Raw genomic sequence first — 17181 nt, forward strand, 5'->3', positions numbered from 1 at the left:
GACGTAGTATTTTGACATTTTACTACGTCCCCAATTAAATTATTGTCTTCGTTTTATTACTTTTAACCTTGTGAATTCTTCTCTTTCTTTTTCTTCCAGCGCGTTGTTGATGTTGTAGACCAGATTCGTGTACATCGGTATGGTGATGTTCTTCAGAGCATTGGCACGTTTCTGTGTCTTTTTGATGTTCGTTGCCAGACGATATGCTGAGTTCTCGACTTCAGCCAACTTGATGGTCAGATTCTTTACCTTTCGGAATGCCTCCCTGGCGATATCCAGCGATTCTCCTGTATCTCCGAGTGAGTAGGTCAGGTCATTCTGCTTTTCATCATATTTGATATGTGGAATCTCTGTTCCCATAATACTTCTAGTCTGTATACGAATGGAATCTTCAATTGGTACAGTGAATGCGAATTCCTGTACCCTGCTGATTCCCATCTCAATATTAGCGCGCTGCAGGCACGCATATGCCTGGGTAAATGTGGAATCTATCTCTTCCTGGATGCCTTTTGCCTCATCGATAAGTCCCATCAGTTCTTTAAGAAGTATATTTCGTTTTTTGTCCATCAGTTCATAGCCCTGATTGGCAAGTGCCAGCGAGTTTTTGGCAAGCATCAGATTTCCCTTGGTCGGAAACTCTCTTGGATCCATAGACTCCCTCCTTTCCCATTTTTGCAATATAGCAATTATAATGCAAGAATTCTGGCATATTTTCCAGATTCCTGCACTTCTAAATCATTTTTACGCTTCATTCTTCTTCGGATAATAGAAATCAATGAGTTTTGTATCGATTCGATCCAGTTCTTCTCTTGGAAGCAGTGCTAACAGTTCCCAGCCAAGATCCAGCGTCTCTTGAATGGTACGGTTCTCTGTTGTTCCTTGACCAATATAACGCTGTTCGAATTCGCGTCCGAACTCCAGATATTTCTTATCCAGTGGTGACAATTCATCTTCACCGATAACGGAGGCCAGGTTTCTTGCCTCTCCTACTTTTGCGTAGGAAGCAAATAACTGGTTCGCCAGCGCCTGGTGATCGTCTCGCGTATAGCCTTCTCCGATTCCGTCTTTCATCAGACGTGACAGTGACGGCAATACATTAATTGGCGGATAAACTGACTGTCCATAAAGATTGCGGTCCAGTACTATCTGACCTTCCGTAATATATCCGGTCAGGTCAGGAATCGGGTGCGTGATGTCGTCATTCGGCATGGTCAGGATCGGAAGCTGTGTCACCGATCCATTTGCCCCTTCCACAATTCCGGCACGCTCATAAATTGTTGCCAGTTCACTGTAAAGATAACCTGGATATCCTTTTCGTGACGGAATTTCTCCTCTTGAAGAGGACACCTCACGAAGTGCCTCTGCAAAAGAAGTCATGTCTGTCAGGATTACAAGAATATGCATGTTACACTCAAACGCCAGATATTCTGCCACAGTCAGTGCTACCTTTGGTGTGATCAGACGCTCTACGACAGGGTCATTTGCCAGGTTCAGGAACATACACACATGGTCGGATACTCCGTTCTCATCAAATGTCTTGCGGAAGAAATCTGCCACGTCATGCTTAACTCCCATAGCTCCAAACACAATTGCGAAATCTTCATCAGAATCACCGCCCAGAGAGGCCTGTTTTACAATCTGCGCTGCTAACTGGTCATGTGGAAGTCCGTTTCCTGAAAAAATTGGAAGCTTTTGTCCACGGATCAGTGTTGTCAGACCATCAATGGCTGAAATTCCTGTCTGGATATAGTTTCTTGGATACTCACGTCTGACCGGATTAAGCGGAAGTCCGTTGACATCACGTTTATCCTCGGAAATGAGTGGTCCCATATCATCGATCGGCTGTCCGATTCCGTTAAAGGTTCTTCCAAGCATTTCCGGTGATACAGTAACCTCCATCGGACGTCCCATCAATCTCGTATGTGTATTGTCCAGGGACATATTCTCGGTTCCTTCAAATACCTGAATGATTGCTTTGTCCTCATTCAGTTCCACAATACGTCCCATTTTCTTTGTTTTATGATCGACTACAAATTCCACGATTTCATCATAGAATGCGTCCTGAACTCCTTCCAGCACAACCAGAGGGCCTTCAACGCTGCTTAGTCCCAGATATTCTATTGCCATGATCTTGACCTCCTTCTATGCATTTTTCTCAATCACTGTATCGTAGAAACGGTCGATATCTACTTTGTACATATCTAATAATTGTAACTCGCCATTTGGCACATCGTATTTGATAGCGATAACTTTCTCAAAGATACCCTCTGCCTTCAAAACAGACATCGGCATACCTCTTGCCACCAGTTCTCTGCATTTCTTATAGAGATACAGAATAATATCCATCATACCGAACTGCTTCTTTAGAGATACACACGTATCGTCTTTGTGAAATGCGTTCTGCTGCAGGAATCCAAGGCGAATCACGCGGGCAATCTCCAATGTCAGCTTCTGATCATCCGGAAGTACATCACTACCGATCAGTTTTACAATCTCCATGAGACTGTTCTCCTGGTTCAGAATATTCATCAGACGGTTCCGATAGTCCACAAACTTTGGAGATACATTATCAGCATACCATGCACTTAAATCCGGTAAGTACTCGCTGTAACTGGTCAGCCAGTGGATCGCCGGATAATGTCTTGCATATGCCAGAGACTTATCCAGTCCCCAAAAGCAACGGATAAATCGCTTCGTATTCTGTGTGACCGGCTCGGAGAAGTCTCCTCCCTGCGGAGATACTGCTCCAATGATTGTAACAGAACCTACAGCTCCATTTAATGTCTGCATCATACCGGCACGCTCATAGAATGCAGAAAGTCTGGATGCCAGATAAGCCGGGAATCCTTCCTCTGCCGGCATCTCTTCCAGACGTCCGGACAGCTCACGAAGAGCCTCTGCCCAACGGGATGTAGAATCCGCCATAATTGCGACATCATATCCCATGTCACGATAATACTCAGCCAGTGTAAGTCCTGTGTAAATAGATGCCTCACGGGCAGCTACCGGCATGTTGGATGTGTTGGCAATCAGAGTCGTTCTGTCCATCAGCGGATTCCCCGTTCTTGGATCCACCAGTTCTGAGAACTCCTCCAGAACCTGTGTCATCTCATTTCCGCGCTCTCCGCATCCGATATATACAATAATGTCCGCATCGGACCATTTTGCGATCTGATGCTGGCTCATCGTCTTTCCTGTTCCGAATCCTCCCGGAATTGCGGCTGTTCCGCCTTTCGCCAGAGGGAACATAGTATCCATGACACGCTGTCCCGTCACAAGCGGAACTCTTGCAGAATAACGGTGATGCACCGGCCTTGGCACACGGATCGGCCATTTCTGCATCATGGAGAGTTCTTTTCTCTCCCCTTCTGTTGTCTCGATCACAACAAGTGTATCATTGATATGATACTGTCCGTCAGGTACGACACTGACCACGATTCCTTCCACATCCGGCGGAACCATACATTTGTGCACGATCGCATGCGTCTCCGGAACTTCTGCAATGATTGCCCCTCCCTGGAGTGCGTCACCTTCTGCAACCGTCATGTGTGTATCCCACAACTTATCAAGATCCAGAGAATCTACACTGACACCTCTTGTAATAAATGCGCCATTACTTGCCTGCGCAATCTTTTCCAGCGGACGTTCAATTCCGTCGAAAATATTATTGATAATTCCAGGTGCGAGGATAACAGATACTGCATCTCCGGTACCCTCCACAATCTCTCCCGGCTTCAGACCGGAAGTCTCCTCATAGACCTGAATCGTTGTCCTGTCCTTGTCCAGAGAAATAACCTCTCCTACCAGACGTTCTTCTCCTACATAGACCATCTCGGACATCTTAAATCCGGTCCTGCCTTTCAGATAAATGACAGGGCCGTTAATTCCATATATTTTTCCAGTATGTTTAGCGTCCACTGCCCATACCTCCTCCAAATGTGAACTTCTGATATTCTCTCTCCAGCGCGTCCTTAAATGCATAATCTACCAGAATATTTTTCTCTGGAATGACTGCACGGATTCCACCGATAAAGTCTTCTTTGCTGATACTCAGTGTAAATCCTGTCTTCTCCTCCAGATACGCTTTCTTATCTGCGTCTGTCGGATTAACATAAATCGTCATCTCGCCGCGGTCAGAATATGCTACCGCTTTTTCAATATATTTTACCAGAAGATCCTGATATTTTTCCGTCTTCATATATGCAGACAGTTTTTCTTCGACTTCTTTAAAAAGCTGCTTTTTCAAACGCTTCTGGGCAGCTCCAAGCTCTCGCTTAAGTTCCAGCGCAGCCTTTGAATTCGCCATACCAAGCTGCTGCTTCACGCTAGTCTTTTCAGCCTTGATTCTTGTGTCTGCCTGTATCAGTGCCTCTGCTTTATGTTGCTCAAAGACATGGGTAAGCGCCTTCTTATGCTGTTCCACAATCGCATTCCCTTTGCTTCTTGCCTCCTGCATTGCAGATTCCTGCAGTCTTGTTATCTTCTCATCTACTGTCACACAATCACCTGCTTCCTATAGTTTTAATCCTATAGCCTCATTCACATACGATGTGATAAAGTCTTTTTTACGTCCGGTTCCGTGTCTGTCCGGAATCTCGATCAAAAGCGGCATGGTCCGCTGTAACTTAATCTCGTTGATAAGATCCGGGAACTCCCGTCCGAACCGCTCAGTCAGCAGAATGACACCAACTTCTTTGTCATTCATGGCATTTTCTAATTCTTCACGCAGTTCGTTTCTTTCATGTACAACGACTCCATCTACGCCCGCCAGTCTCAGTCCCGTCAGAGTATCGACATTATCACTGATCAGATACATTTTCATCTTATAATTTACCGAGGATCATGAAGGAGATGATCAGTCCATACAGACACACACCTTCTGCCAGTCCTACGAAGATCAGTGACTTACCAAGTGCGCTGGAGTCCTCGCTGATTGCTCCAAGAGCGGCACTTGCTGCACTTGCTACGGCAATACCACCACCGACACAGGAAAGACCGGTTGACAGTGCGGCTGCGATATAACCAAATCCAGTTGCATTTGAAGCGGCTGCTGTTGTCTCTGCAGCGTATACCGGATCTCCGGAAAATAACATGATCGCTGCGATGGCAAATGCTCCAAAATAAAAGACAACATTTGCTCCAAGTGCACGTTTGTAACGTTTCTTACTTCTCTCTCCCTTAAGGAAATATCCAAATGGTACGATAATTCCAAGTACCAGTGCTGCCACCAGTAATAATTTTACAGTTAATGTCATGACTTCTTCCTCCTACTCGCTCTGTTTATGAAATGGTTTGAATTCTCTTCCTGTTCCTTTATAAAAACGGCTGAACATCTCGTAATATTCCAGACGCAGAACCTGGATACCAACTACCAGTCCTTCCAGTCCACAGACTATGATATTACCGATGACAAATATGATCCAGTTCGTGCTTCCCGCACTCGCTCCGGAGAGCATCAGTACAACTTCCATCATTGCCGCATGGCTCACTGCAAATGCTCCGATACGCACATAAGAAATGGTATTGGAGAAGTAGCTTAACATGGTCTCGAACAATTCAAAAAATGCCTGTACAAAGAACATGACCTTGCCGCCTTCCATTTTCTTATGACGTTTCTCTACCAGATTTCCAAGTGGCTCTTTAAATACAAAGAGGAGCACCGGAATTCCAAGGAAAATCACAAGCATTACATTTCCCGGAGTCTTGTGTCCGGTCATATAAAGTACTACTGTCAGTACCAGGAATCCATAAAATACAAGTCCTGCCACACCATTGGTGGAGAATAACATATTTTCCTTATCGTGGGCTTTCGCCGAATTGATAATATTGAAGATCATCACCAGAATATTCAGTGCCATACCAAATGCAATGGCAACGACGAATACGGAGTTAAGCTGCCCGATAAACGGCAGATTCGTCATTGCCGATACAGGCCTTAACCAGTGGGCTTCAATAATATCTTCAAATCCAAATACGCTTCCGAACATAAATCCGAAGAACATGGAAAAAATACCTGCAATGGAAATAATTCCTGCCAGATTGATCTTCTTTGTCAGATACAGGATTCCGCCAATTGCAAAGAGGCAGAAGCCCTGGCCAAGATCTCCGAACATGGCTCCGAATATAAATGTATAGGTCAGTGCCACGAACATGGTCGGGTCCATCTCATCGTGAGCCGGAAGTCCGTACATCTTGATAAACATTTCAAATGGTTTAAATACCTTCGGGTTCTCAAGCTTTGTCGGGGGATCACCAAAATACTGGTCACGCTCATCTTCGACCATGATACTGATCTTATCGTCATCCTGGGTCTCAGCAAGAAGCGCATCTACATCCTTTTCACTCATCCAGCCACATAAGATATAGAACTCATCCCTCTCATCCTCACTGGTCACTCTCGCTGCAAGTTTACGGATATCAAAGTTGTCCGCAAGCTCCTGCAGTCTCTTTCTCGCTCCCAGAAGCTTGGCTGCATTACGTTTCATAAGTGCTGTAATCTTATCCTCATCTGCGTCAATATCTTTTTGCACTGCTTCAATATCCTGATCCAGCTTCTCACACGCTTCTTTAGGAGTTCCGATGTAAGCATCTGTCACGTCAATTCTCTCAAAATGCAGTGCCCGGAATGTGTTATCCGCTTTCGCAATATCCGCATTTGCCGCTATGTAACAGCCATAGACAAAACCTTTGTCTTTTCCAGCCTCCAGAAATATGGCATTCAGGCTGTCGGCCAGATATTTTTCAAGACGTCTGTAATAGTCAAGCGAAATGCGTCCGAACCGTACCTGCATGTACTGATACTGCAATGCTTTATGAACATCCACTTTCAACGCAGAAAATGGTTTCAGGACATTTTCCTTTCCAAGCAATTCTTCCTTCTTGAGCTTCAGCCTTTCTCTGTCTTCCACAAGTCCCAGATAATCATGATTCAGATCCCGGATCAGCGCCAGCATATCATCCTTTGATCCTGACAGATCTGCCCGAATTTCCCCGTCCTCCGGCAGAAGCTGTGCGAACTGCTCTGCCTTTGCAAGCGGATCTCTGTACGGGTTCACTTCCACGAACGGCATGATATTTTCCGTCGTCTTAAGTTCTGTCACCGCATTTTCAATCTGCATCTCATATTTTGACAGATATTTCTCGCATACCCGGTCGATGTCATCTCTCGGACCGCTGATATTTAAGAATCTCATTTTTACAATCACTTGCTCTCACCTCCCAAGTATGTCAATATCTCCTGTCTGGTCAGTCCATAACGGATACACTCTAACGCTGTCGTCAGCTTGTCGATTTCCTGCTCCTTCAAGAATAAAAATGCGTGCATCGTTGCATCGGAGTAAGGATCCTTCTGCCTGTCAGATATATAGAGATCCCGTAAAATATCTTTGATACTCTTTTCTATGGACTGCCCCTCTTTCATGTGGACATGTGTTCCATAGTAAGTATTCTCAATCTGCTTTTTCATCTCTTCCACATTCGGTGCTTCCACGATTGCCTTAAATTCTTCCGTACTTAAATGAAAATGATATGGAAGCGTCAGTGCATAGATTTCTGCCGGAAGCATACGATAATACTGCTTCGCACGGTACGCCCATTGAATGTTCATGAGATCCATCTTGATTCCCACATCTCTTGAAAAACGCTCTCTGGATTTTCCGGAGAATACCTTTCTTCCCCGCCTCCAGTAATTAGTAAAATAGTAAAGCTCCAGTGCCTGATCGTAGTCAAATAATGTCGCTGCCCCGGAATCCCGGATTGGTTTTAATGCTTCATAATACTCACTGCCCCGTAAGTTATCCACAAGTTCGTCGATATTTGTGGAAGTTATCAACTTATCAATAGAAAGTTTTGAATATTTATCAAAAAATTCCTTCTTATAATCCAGGTCATAAGGCTTGTCATAATGGTTAAATACGATTCTCAGACAATAGTTGATCACACTGACTTCATACTTCTTCCAGTAAATCTTCAGAAATTTCTTCTGGTCGATTCCCGCAAACCGGAAGATTCTTGTGTAATCATTATACAGAGACTGATACAACATCTTCTCAATATCACCTCGATGAAGATGCGCCAGTTCCAACTGATCCATATAGACTGCGTAGGCCGGTTTCGTCTTCAGAAATTCCACCACCTGCACAACATCCGTAAAACCGGAAATAGTCTCATAGTCAGCCTGTGTAAGAAGCTTTGCCTGCATTGCGCGGATCTTCGTCGTAAGTCCGCTGTATGCCATCACATTGCCCATTGTTCTCTTCCTCGCTATATTTCTTTTTGAAATGTCTGAAATTCTGATACCTGTGGTTTACTCCTCGCTTCACGCTCCCACTGGCATCTTATATTACACTTCTATTATATGACGCAAAATACCTTCTGCATAAACTGCATGAGCCATCTCATATTCCTTTTCCAATGTCTGAACTGCCTCGTGATTCTTCTCACGCTGACTCTTCAGGAGTTCATCGACCTGCCGCTTTCCATCTTCCCGGATTCTGGTAAGTTCTGCCTGCGTCTTCTCATCCAGTTCTTTATCAAACTGATCTCTCTGCGCCTGAATCTCCTGCTCAACCTGACTCTTATCTTCTTCTGCCTTCGCCACAATACTGCGCGCAGTGTTCTCAATATCATCCAGTCTTTCAATCACAGATTTCATAAGCCGCCCCCTTCTTGTTATCTGTCTGACCAAAGCCACATATCATCACAGAACTCTCTAAAAAACTCGCACTTTTTTAATGATTTCTCAAAAAATACACTGAAATTCTAACAGTTTTCTATGATATGAAATATTTTGGAAAATAGCTCTAAATCAGAACGTATATATTTAACTATAGTCTCTAAATTGCACAATTGTCAAGTAAGTTATGCCGATTTTTGTGTAATTTTTATACACTTCCACCAAAGTGTATGGATATTTCATTAGTAAAAATCACAAGACTATTTTTGTATATACTAAGCGGTTCATCAATGTTGTATAAAGGAATGTTTTTCATCCTTAAAAATGTTTTTGCTGATTTTGCTACATAACCAACAAACCAACTTACCTTCTTTCTACTCCTAATAATTTCTCACATTAAATAAAACGAAGGAAACTCAAATCTGATTGGTTTCCTTCCTCACACTCTTTCATCTCTTATGCTCTTTTTATTTCTTTCTGCTCTTCCTGTATACCAAAAATTATTTACACAATTTTCTCACTTCTTCCACTGTCTTCTGTGCAATTGACGCAATCTGTTCTTCTGAAATCCCTGCCTTCCACATGGAACGAATCATTTCATTCTGACCTTCTTCTCTTCCAATTCGTTCACCTTCTTCTCTTCCAATCCTGGTCGCATAATGGAGCTGCGCATACTTGTCCCGTTTATACTTCAATCTCGTCTCATACTCCAGACGCTTCTTCTCGTCCGCACTGAGTCTGTCCAGTTCTTCATACGCTTCTCCAAAATACTCGTCCTGCTTTGCCATCTCTTTTAACTCCTTCCGGCTCTTTGCATTGAGAAATCGCATCCACCTTATGATTCCTTCTTCGTTCTGATCTTCCGGTGGTAACTTCCCCAATTCCAACACATGAATCTCCATGATATCTGTATAAATCTCTCCCGTTTTTGTATCGCAAAATGTAATTTTTCGATAGTACCTGTTATCCTCCGGGAAATGTACAAAATCCAGAATACTGACATGAATGCATTTCTGAATTTTGTCATAATCATCACCTTTATGAATCTGATCTGTGACCATCTTGCTTAAATAAAACACAATCCGTTTTTTCCAAAAATCAAATTCTGCCACCTGCATCTCAAAGTCTATCTGCGTGCCATCATGCATTTCAACTCGAACATCCAAAATTCCATATTTATCGTCTTCGTACTCTTTTCTGAGTATGGTCGGCAACAGTCTAGTCTCCTTGATTTCTTCTGGTCTTACTCCCAACAATGCTGCAATAATTCCTTTTCGCACCTTTTCATTTCTCATCAGTTCTTTGAAACAAAAATCTACGGTCGGAAGCATGATAAACTCGTCATCTGTACGGTTCTTTTGTACTTTAATTCCTGTTCTTTTTGACATATACTCTCCTCTCCGACAACTGTCTATAGTCTGAGAAAAGATTATCTATAGATATTTTACCATATATTAATAGTATATTCCAGTTGGAAATGCTAATCTTCAAATAACATCCTGTACCGCACCAGGTTCCCTTCCCAGCCTATATTCACTTGTCACACGTTCATCACTTTGGAATAACACCCGATACTCTGAGCCTCCGAAATGAATGAAATTAAATAGATACCTTTTGCAGATAACAAGAAGTGCCATCTGCGTGGATTTAGAATATCATAAATATGAATCAAATACAATAGTTAATTTAAAGAAGCTCTACGGCTCCTGACCTGATTTATATACTCTCTCGTATTCCACCACTCTATGCCGACCAGACACTTTCTCCTACCAATCCACCGCTCTCCTTCCGCCTTCCAATAACTTCGCACATAATAAAATCCAGCTGCTGATGTCACGATAATTGATTTTATTTTCCAGATTTTCTTACGCCTAACTTAGTCTGTATAGTGCACTGTCTGAGCCGATTTATCGGCGAGTTTGCACTGTCAGACTAAAATAGGTGGCGTATGAAAATCAGAAAACAAATCATATCTTGACATTAGTAGCTGGATTAATTATGTTCTGTTAAGTTATTTCATTTACTGAGTTCTCAGCTCTGCTCCCATCTTCTTCTGCAGCTTCTTCATAACCTGATTTGCTACATTTTCAATCTCCTGGGAAGTCAGTGTCTTCTCATTAGATCCGATGGTCAGTCTGATTGTCACAGATTTCTTGCCCTGTGGGATTTGTTTTCCACGGTACTCATCTACAAAATCTGCTTTCTTAAGGAATTCGCTGGCTTTCTTCTTGCCAAGAATTGCCTCATGCATGTCACTCCATACTGCATTGGAGTCAAAGAGCATGGAAATATCATACTCGTTCTCCGGATATGCTGCAAGGTGAGTGAATTTATTGGTTCTGGAAATGAGTGGTTTCAGTTTCAGAACATCTAATTCAAAGAGCATTACGGACAGATTCTTGATTCCGCAGTCCATAGATGCCTTCTTAGCCAGAAGTCCCATATCACCAATCTTCTCATCTCCACGGTAAATGTTGAGCCATACTACATTGTCAGCCCATACTGGTTTCTCTTCTTTTCTGAACTCAAATGCTGCCTGATGTGTATAACGTGGCATATACTCCAGAACACCTTTTGCTTCCTGGAAGAGCTCTTTCACATCTTTCACACTGCTTGCAAATGCTCCGGCAATATGGCGGCGCTGCTCTGGCAGTAACTCAGACTTGTCGTATGGTGAAGTATAGTTCGCATCATGGAATACCTGAGCTTCCTCAAAGATTGAGAAATCATTGAAGTAACGCTCATTCTTTGCAACTGCCTCGCAAATGTTCGGAAGCAGAGAAGCACGCAGGTAACTGAGATCCGGTGCCGGTGGTGTTGAAAGACGAAGCATTCCTTCTGTCGTCTGCATAATTGCATTCAGATATACATCATTTACCCAAGGATATGTGTAGATTTCCTGCATTCCACAACGAATTGCAAGGAACTCTTTCATATTTCTTACAAGATCCTGATCTTTCTGATTGATTGCACTGTCAAATGTTGTTGTAAATGATGTTGGCTCGAAATTGTCGTATCCATACATTCTGGCAACTTCTTCCATTACATCATCTTTAATGGAAATGTCACCTGTAGAACGCCATGTCGGAGCGATAACGTGCATGTCCTCACCATTGATCTGTACATCAAATCCAAGTTTCTCAAGCTTGCCCTGGATCTCATCATTTGTCAGATGCTTTCCAAGTCTCTTCTCAAGCCATACAAGGTTTACATCAATCTCAGCTCTCTTGAGTTTCTTTACATATTTATCACAGTAACCTGTCACTTTCATTTCCGGATACAGCTCTTTGAAATACTGCATGGAAAGCGCAAGTGCCTGGCCGCATCTCTCAGGATCGATAGCTTTTTCATATCTTGAAGAAGCTTCTGTACGGTTATCATAACGAAGTGCAGTTCTTCTGATTCCTGCTGCCTCGAAGTTTGCGACCTCAAGAATGACACGCTCTGTCTTAGGCAGGATAGAATCCTTTGCTCCACCCATAACACCGGCCAGTGCAACAGGTCCCTCGGAATCTGTAATTACAAGATCATCTGTACAAAGAGAAAGCTCTTTGTCATTAAGAAGAAGTAACTTCTCATTTTCTGCTGCATGTCTTACAACGATGTGATCAGAAATGTTATCTGCGTCAAATGCATGTGTCGGGTTACCAGTTGCGAGCATCACATAGTTTGTAATGTCAACCAATGCATTGATTGGACGCATACCAACCTTCCAGATTCTACTCTGCATCTGATATGGTGCCTCTTTTACATTTACACCAGACATTTCTACTCCGATATATCTTGGACATCTGTCTGGATCAGCAATCTCTACATTAAAATCAGACTGTACATCTGTCTCAAATGGCTTGATCTCAGCCAGTGGCAAATTGTATAATGCTGCGATCTCGCGGGCGATACCATAGTGTCCCCACAGATCCGGTCTGTTTGTCATTGATTTGTTATCAATCTCAAGAAGAACGTCGTTCAAATCAAGGGCATCTGCCAGAGTTGTTCCTGCCGGTACATCAAATGCGGACAGGTCAAGAATCTCTGCTTCCTGAGATGCCGGGAAGAGATCTCCCAGTCCGATCTCGTCAGATGCACAAATCATTCCGTAGGAAGCCACGCCGCGAAGTTTAGACTTCTTGATCTCAACAGGCTCTCCCTCACCATGCCAGCGGACAATTGCTCCCGGGCAGGATACGGCAACACGCATACCTTTTTCCAGATTGATACCACCGCAGACGATGTCTTTGATCTCACCGTCACCGATGTCTACTTTGCAGACACGAAGCTTATCTGCATTTGGATGTGGCTCGATATCCTCGATCACACCTACTACCATATGGTCAAAACGGTCTGCCAGGTACTCGACGTCCTCAACCTCAACAGTATCCATAGTCAGATCATATGCAAGCTGTTTCATATCCATATCTTCAGGGATATTTACAAAATCTTTAATCCATGATAATGATAATTTCATCTTTATTCTCCTCCGCTTATCTGAACTGTCTCAGGAATCTTAAATCGCCACTGTGGAACAATCTTACGTCATCTACGCCGTAACGCATCATGACCAGTCTGTCCAGACCAATGTTTACATAGAAACCTGTGTACTCATCCGGATCCAGTCCTGCTGCACGAAGTACATTTGGATGTGGGGATCCACCCGGCATAACCTCGATCCAGCCCACATGTTTACATACGCTGCAGCCTTTTCCGCCGCACACCTGACACTCCATGTCGATCTCAAATCCTGGCTCTACAAATGGGAAGAAACCGGAACGCATTCTTACCGGAACATCTCTTCCGAACACCTTACTTAAAATGCTCTGGATCATAACTTTTCCGTCTGTGAACTTGATATCCTTATCCACGATCAGAGCCTCATACTGGAAGAACGCTCTCTCATGATGTGAATCTGTTGTCTCATTACGATATACACGTCCCGGATATACAAAACGATACGGCGGTTTGTGTGTCTGCATGTAACGGACACTTCCTCCTGTCAAATGTGGTCTCAGGCAAAGCTTTTCATTTGTGCTTCCACTGTCATGACCCTCCAGCCAGTATGTGTCCATACTCTCTCTTGCCGGATGATTCGGAGGGAAGTTCAGTTTATCAAATGCATATAACTCACTTGTGATGTCATCCTCCTGGAAAATCTCAAATCCCATAGAACGGAATGCATCGTTCAGGTCATAGCACATCTGTGTGATTGGGTGAAGTCCTCCGTTCGGCGGCAGGATTCCCGGTACAGAACAGTCAAAGTCCGGTGAAACCTCAGATGCTTTCAGCTTCAGCTCTGTTCTCTTAGAGTTGATCAGCTCTGTCACCTGATTCTTAGCCTGGTTGAGCACCTTTCCCATCTCCGGGCGAAGCGCTGCGTCAAGCTTCGGCATCTCCTTCATTAACATACTTAACGCACCCTGTTTTCCAACATATGCATTCTTCACATTCTGCAGTTCATTTTCATTTGCTGCTTCAGAAATCTTAGTTTTCACTTCTGATAAAATACTGTTGATTTTATCTTTCATCCTAATTCCCCTTTCTACTACTCTTTAAGTTCAGCGTCTCTTTTTATTTTAAGTTACTGTTCAGAGCTAACTTTCAAAATATTCCATATTTTGAAATTATGCTTAACTTTGGACGTAAACATTTTATTGAAAATAAAAAAAGCACCGCCACTTGTGATTAACAAGGGACGATGTTACTCGCGGTACCACCCTATTTCAGAATTCTTATCACTCTGCACTCTTTTATGTGTATTCGATCTGCTACACGAACATCCAACTTAGCGCATCTGCCAGGCAAATGCTTTTCATCAGAAGACTCCCATACTGAAATTTCCAAAAGGTTCGCGTGAAATGCTCTCAGCCGGTGACACTTCATCTCTGCTTCACTACATCTTCTGTACTTACATATGTTCATAGTCCAAAATCAAAAATATTATTGCATAAATTCATACATTTGTCAACGGTCGCATTTATCCATATCAGAACGTTATGATTCCAATGCAAAATTGCTATTTTACGTCTTATTTTCACTATGCTATGATGACACTAGTTAAAAAATCAACACATTATTGAAAGAAAGAGGTATATTATGGACGACAACAAAATGTGTCTTGAGAAACAGCCGTTATCTCAGGAAATGCTTGAAAAAATGAATGCCTACTGGCGTGCTGCCAACTATCTGTCAGCCGGTCAGCTCAATCTTCTGGACAATCCATTCCCCAAGAATTATAATCAAATATAGAAAGCAATGAAAAATCTCCCGAAAGGAGCCGATGCACATGAAAAAATCCGCTGACAAATTGGCAATTGCATATGTAATTATATTATCTCTGATTCCGGTACTTGCTCTTCCGAATCTTATATTCCAGAGCCATGTACTCGATGCGATTCCATATGATGCCTCCGCTCTCACTACGGAATTAGGATTTTTTCTGTCAAACCTGCCTGCTATCATTTACATTATGGTGCTTTATATTCTTGGAATCCTAAATATCTGGAAATCTTTTTCTTCCTATGAGGAAGGTGATTCCACTGCTCTTATAAACCGCATGCTCATACATAAGTACGGGCTTGTTGCGTTTTTCCTATACGACTTTATTCTGCTGTTCACCCTATATTTTTTCGCAGGTGCAGCACTGACATTCATGACCGGAGGTCTGATTATACCACTTATGCTCCCAATCATGAGTGTTATGATATTTTTCACTGTCATCGGATTCTGGCTCACAATCCTTCCGGGCTCATTTTACGCCCTGCAGGTAATCCGCATGACTTATAAAGCCGGAAAAATCAGCCTCGGAACGGCCCTCCTGCATGGTATCCTGCAGTTCTTCTTCCTGGCAGATGTCTTAAGCGCCATGTACCTTGCAGCCGTAAAATGGAAGCGCGCAAAGAAAAGCTCTATCGTAGTCGGAATTGTATATATTGTATGTGCAATTGGAACCGTTGTACTGGCAGTAGCAACCATTAAAGAATTTCAGGGATTATAATATTTTTCCTATAAAAATGGAACCATATAAACAGGAATACAAAAAATATCCTGTTCTTTACTTAAATCTTTTGTATACACTAAATATCTTTTTAAAATATGATTTGAATATTTTTCTGTAAATACGTCTAATGATTTATGCGTTTTATATCCTGATGATTTTACTTCCAAAGGAACTATTTTATTTTTCTTTGCCAGAATAAAATCTATCTCATAATTGTGTTTAGACTGTGTATTCATAATTGTATGATAAAATAATTCATTTCCATTGGCAGCCAGACATTGTGCCACTATATTTTCATACAAATATCCGAGATTTACGCTCAATTTATCATTGAGAAGCTTTTCGTATATTTCATTTTCCGTAAAATCTTTATCTTTAAACATAAGTGTTACGAACAAACCTGTATCACTTAAAAATATTTTATATCTGGACAAATCTCTTGTATTCGCCATTCCTGCACTTGGATCATTTGTGTTATAGGATATCAAAACAGTTTTAGAATCTTTCAACTCGGCAATAAGTTCCAAAATCTTATCCGGTTTTTCTCCGTTAAGTACACCACTTGCCTGAAAGCGAGACGCATTTTTATTTAACTGAGCCGGAATTGCATCGAAAAGCATTGCAAGTCTTCCTGTCGAATCAATTTTAGCAAAGTCACTTTCATACAGATTTAAAATGTCCCTTTTTACCTCATCGACTTTTCTAAAATTATTTGTGTTTATATATGCATCTACCGCCTGTGGCATTCCTCCTACCAGCATATATAATCGGAATTGCCGCAATTGCTTACGATTAAGAGCATCTCCTATTCCCTGATTCATTTCAAAGCATTTTTTCAGTAACGGAAAAGTCGCTTCATCACCGATTGCCCACAAAAATTCTTCATAATCCATTGGATACATACTGAGTTTTCTTTCTTCACTCGGTATCAGAATATCCTTAACATTCTTCTTTATGGAAATGAGCGATCCGGTTTCAATATAATCATATCTCCGGTCTTCAACCAACGCCTTAATTGCCTGTTGTGCCATTGGACATAACTGTACTTCGTCGAATATGATCACAGAATTCCGCTCATGCAAATCTACTTTATATTGCAATTGCAACTGCAAAAACAAATAATTAAGATCGGATATATCTTCAAAAAGTTCTTTAGTTTCTCTTGACACTCTTGAAAAATCAATTAATATATAACTTTTATATTCATTTTTAGCAAACGCTTCGAACACTGTCGATTTTCCAATTCGTCTGGCTCCCTCAATTAAAAGAGCTGTTTTTCCTTCCGATTCCTGCTTCCACTTTCGCATTTTTTATACAGTCATTTTACCACATCTCCACACTTTTTATATCTTCATTCTTTATTAGTTTACTCGCTAACAGTATACTTATATTGAACTTTTTATACTATCATGTTATACTACAATTGCTGCCACCCTCCAAGCGAAAGGAGGTGAAGTCTTATGCATGAAACTCTCATCACATTTTTTGTTTCTGTTATGGCAAGTATTGTTAGCTA

15 protein-coding genes are annotated in these 17181 nt (G+C 42.1%); 2 read left to right on the plus strand and 13 right to left on the minus strand.

Annotated features, from left to right (window positions below):
* Positions 1-39: 39 nt before the first annotated feature.
* The 12 genes from LI164_RS09445 to LI164_RS09500 all read right to left on the minus strand — a co-directional run bounded on the left by LI164_RS09445 (position 40) and on the right by LI164_RS09500 (position 14193).
* A complete protein-coding gene (locus LI164_RS09445) occupies positions 40-651 on the minus strand; it encodes a V-type ATP synthase subunit D (protein ID WP_005335133.1) in 612 nt (203 codons plus the stop codon).
* 90 nt (positions 652-741) lie between these two features.
* Positions 742-2127, minus strand: coding sequence for a V-type ATP synthase subunit B (locus LI164_RS09450; protein WP_005335131.1), 1386 nt, complete (start codon positions 2125-2127; stop codon positions 742-744).
* A 15-nt stretch (positions 2128-2142) separates the two neighbouring features.
* Positions 2143-3918, minus strand: coding sequence for a V-type ATP synthase subunit A (locus LI164_RS09455; RefSeq protein ID WP_005335129.1), 1776 nt, complete (start codon positions 3916-3918; stop codon positions 2143-2145).
* Positions 3908-4498 carry a V-type ATP synthase subunit E gene (locus tag LI164_RS09460; RefSeq protein WP_227087033.1) on the minus strand — a complete coding sequence of 197 codons (591 nt, stop codon included), beginning with the start codon at positions 4496-4498 and terminating at the stop codon, positions 3908-3910. Before LI164_RS09460 ends, LI164_RS09455 begins: the two co-directional genes overlap by 11 nt.
* A gap of 15 nt (positions 4499-4513) precedes the next feature.
* Positions 4514-4822 carry a V-type ATP synthase subunit F gene (locus LI164_RS09465; protein WP_005335121.1) on the minus strand — a complete coding sequence of 103 codons (309 nt, stop codon included), beginning with the start codon at positions 4820-4822 and terminating at the stop codon, positions 4514-4516.
* 1 nt (position 4823) lies between these two features.
* Positions 4824-5255, minus strand: coding sequence for an ATP synthase subunit C (locus tag LI164_RS09470; RefSeq protein WP_005335119.1), 432 nt, complete (start codon positions 5253-5255; stop codon positions 4824-4826).
* 12 nt (positions 5256-5267) lie between these two features.
* Entirely contained in the window at positions 5268-7205 is a 1938-nt protein-coding gene (locus LI164_RS09475) for a V-type ATP synthase subunit I (RefSeq protein WP_227087034.1), read from the minus strand.
* Positions 7202-8248 carry a V-type ATPase subunit gene (locus LI164_RS09480; RefSeq protein ID WP_117657379.1) on the minus strand — a complete coding sequence of 349 codons (1047 nt, stop codon included), beginning with the start codon at positions 8246-8248 and terminating at the stop codon, positions 7202-7204. The genes LI164_RS09475 and LI164_RS09480 overlap by 4 nt, the downstream gene beginning before the upstream one ends.
* 93 nt (positions 8249-8341) lie before the next feature.
* The gene (locus LI164_RS09485; protein ID WP_117606226.1) at positions 8342-8653 is read right to left on the minus strand and encodes a hypothetical protein; all 312 of its coding nucleotides are present in this window, start codon (positions 8651-8653) and stop codon (positions 8342-8344) included.
* A 521-nt stretch (positions 8654-9174) separates the two neighbouring features.
* Positions 9175-10062 (minus strand): Rpn family recombination-promoting nuclease/putative transposase, encoded by an 888-nt coding sequence (locus LI164_RS09490; RefSeq protein WP_005335115.1) that lies wholly within the window; start codon positions 10060-10062, stop codon positions 9175-9177.
* 632 nt (positions 10063-10694) lie between these two features.
* Positions 10695-13139, minus strand: a complete 2445-nt coding sequence (pheT, locus tag LI164_RS09495; RefSeq protein WP_117606225.1) for a phenylalanine--tRNA ligase subunit beta — start codon at positions 13137-13139, stop codon at positions 10695-10697.
* A gap of 16 nt (positions 13140-13155) precedes the next feature.
* Positions 13156-14193, minus strand: a complete 1038-nt coding sequence (locus LI164_RS09500) for a phenylalanine--tRNA ligase subunit alpha (protein ID WP_005335111.1) — start codon at positions 14191-14193, stop codon at positions 13156-13158.
* A gap of 568 nt (positions 14194-14761) precedes the next feature.
* Here LI164_RS09500 and LI164_RS09505 point away from each other — a divergent pair.
* Both LI164_RS09505 and LI164_RS09510 read left to right on the plus strand, forming a co-directional pair.
* Positions 14762-14914 carry a hypothetical protein gene (locus LI164_RS09505; protein WP_005335109.1) on the plus strand — a complete coding sequence of 51 codons (153 nt, stop codon included), beginning with the start codon at positions 14762-14764 and terminating at the stop codon, positions 14912-14914.
* A 37-nt stretch (positions 14915-14951) separates the two neighbouring features.
* On the plus strand, positions 14952-15662 hold the full coding sequence (locus LI164_RS09510) for a hypothetical protein (protein ID WP_147567784.1): 711 nt from the start codon (positions 14952-14954) through the stop codon (positions 15660-15662).
* 8 nt (positions 15663-15670) lie between these two features.
* Here the strand turns inward: LI164_RS09510 and LI164_RS09515 are convergent, their stop codons facing one another.
* Positions 15671-16972, minus strand: coding sequence for an ATP-binding protein (locus tag LI164_RS09515; protein WP_005335106.1), 1302 nt, complete (start codon positions 16970-16972; stop codon positions 15671-15673).
* Between the last annotated feature and the right edge of the window lie 209 nt (positions 16973-17181).

The sequence above is a fragment of the Dorea sp. 210702-DFI.3.125 genome (assembly GCF_020560945.1).
GTDB classification, from domain to species: domain Bacteria; phylum Bacillota; class Clostridia; order Lachnospirales; family Lachnospiraceae; genus Dorea; species Dorea formicigenerans.

Coding starts and splice junctions, on each gene's coding strand:
- LI164_RS09445 (WP_005335133.1), bottom strand. CDS start 651: ATGGATCCAAGAGAGTTTCCGACCAAGGGAAATCTGATGCTTGCCAAA.
- LI164_RS09450 (WP_005335131.1), bottom strand. CDS start 2,127: ATGGCAATAGAATATCTGGGACTAAGCAGCGTTGAAGGCCCTCTGGTT.
- LI164_RS09465 (WP_005335121.1), bottom strand. CDS start 4,822: ATGAAAATGTATCTGATCAGTGATAATGTCGATACTCTGACGGGACTG.
- LI164_RS09470 (WP_005335119.1), bottom strand. CDS start 5,255: ATGACATTAACTGTAAAATTATTACTGGTGGCAGCACTGGTACTTGGA.
- LI164_RS09480 (WP_117657379.1), bottom strand. CDS start 8,248: ATGGGCAATGTGATGGCATACAGCGGACTTACGACGAAGATCCGCGCA.
- LI164_RS09485 (WP_117606226.1), bottom strand. CDS start 8,653: ATGAAATCTGTGATTGAAAGACTGGATGATATTGAGAACACTGCGCGC.
- LI164_RS09490 (WP_005335115.1), bottom strand. CDS start 10,062: ATGTCAAAAAGAACAGGAATTAAAGTACAAAAGAACCGTACAGATGAC.
- pheT (WP_117606225.1), bottom strand. CDS start 13,139: ATGAAATTATCATTATCATGGATTAAAGATTTTGTAAATATCCCTGAA.
- LI164_RS09500 (WP_005335111.1), bottom strand. CDS start 14,193: ATGAAAGATAAAATCAACAGTATTTTATCAGAAGTGAAAACTAAGATT.
- LI164_RS09505 (WP_005335109.1), top strand. CDS start 14,762: ATGGACGACAACAAAATGTGTCTTGAGAAACAGCCGTTATCTCAGGAA.
- LI164_RS09510 (WP_147567784.1), top strand. CDS start 14,952: ATGAAAAAATCCGCTGACAAATTGGCAATTGCATATGTAATTATATTA.
- LI164_RS09515 (WP_005335106.1), bottom strand. CDS start 16,972: ATGCGAAAGTGGAAGCAGGAATCGGAAGGAAAAACAGCTCTTTTAATT.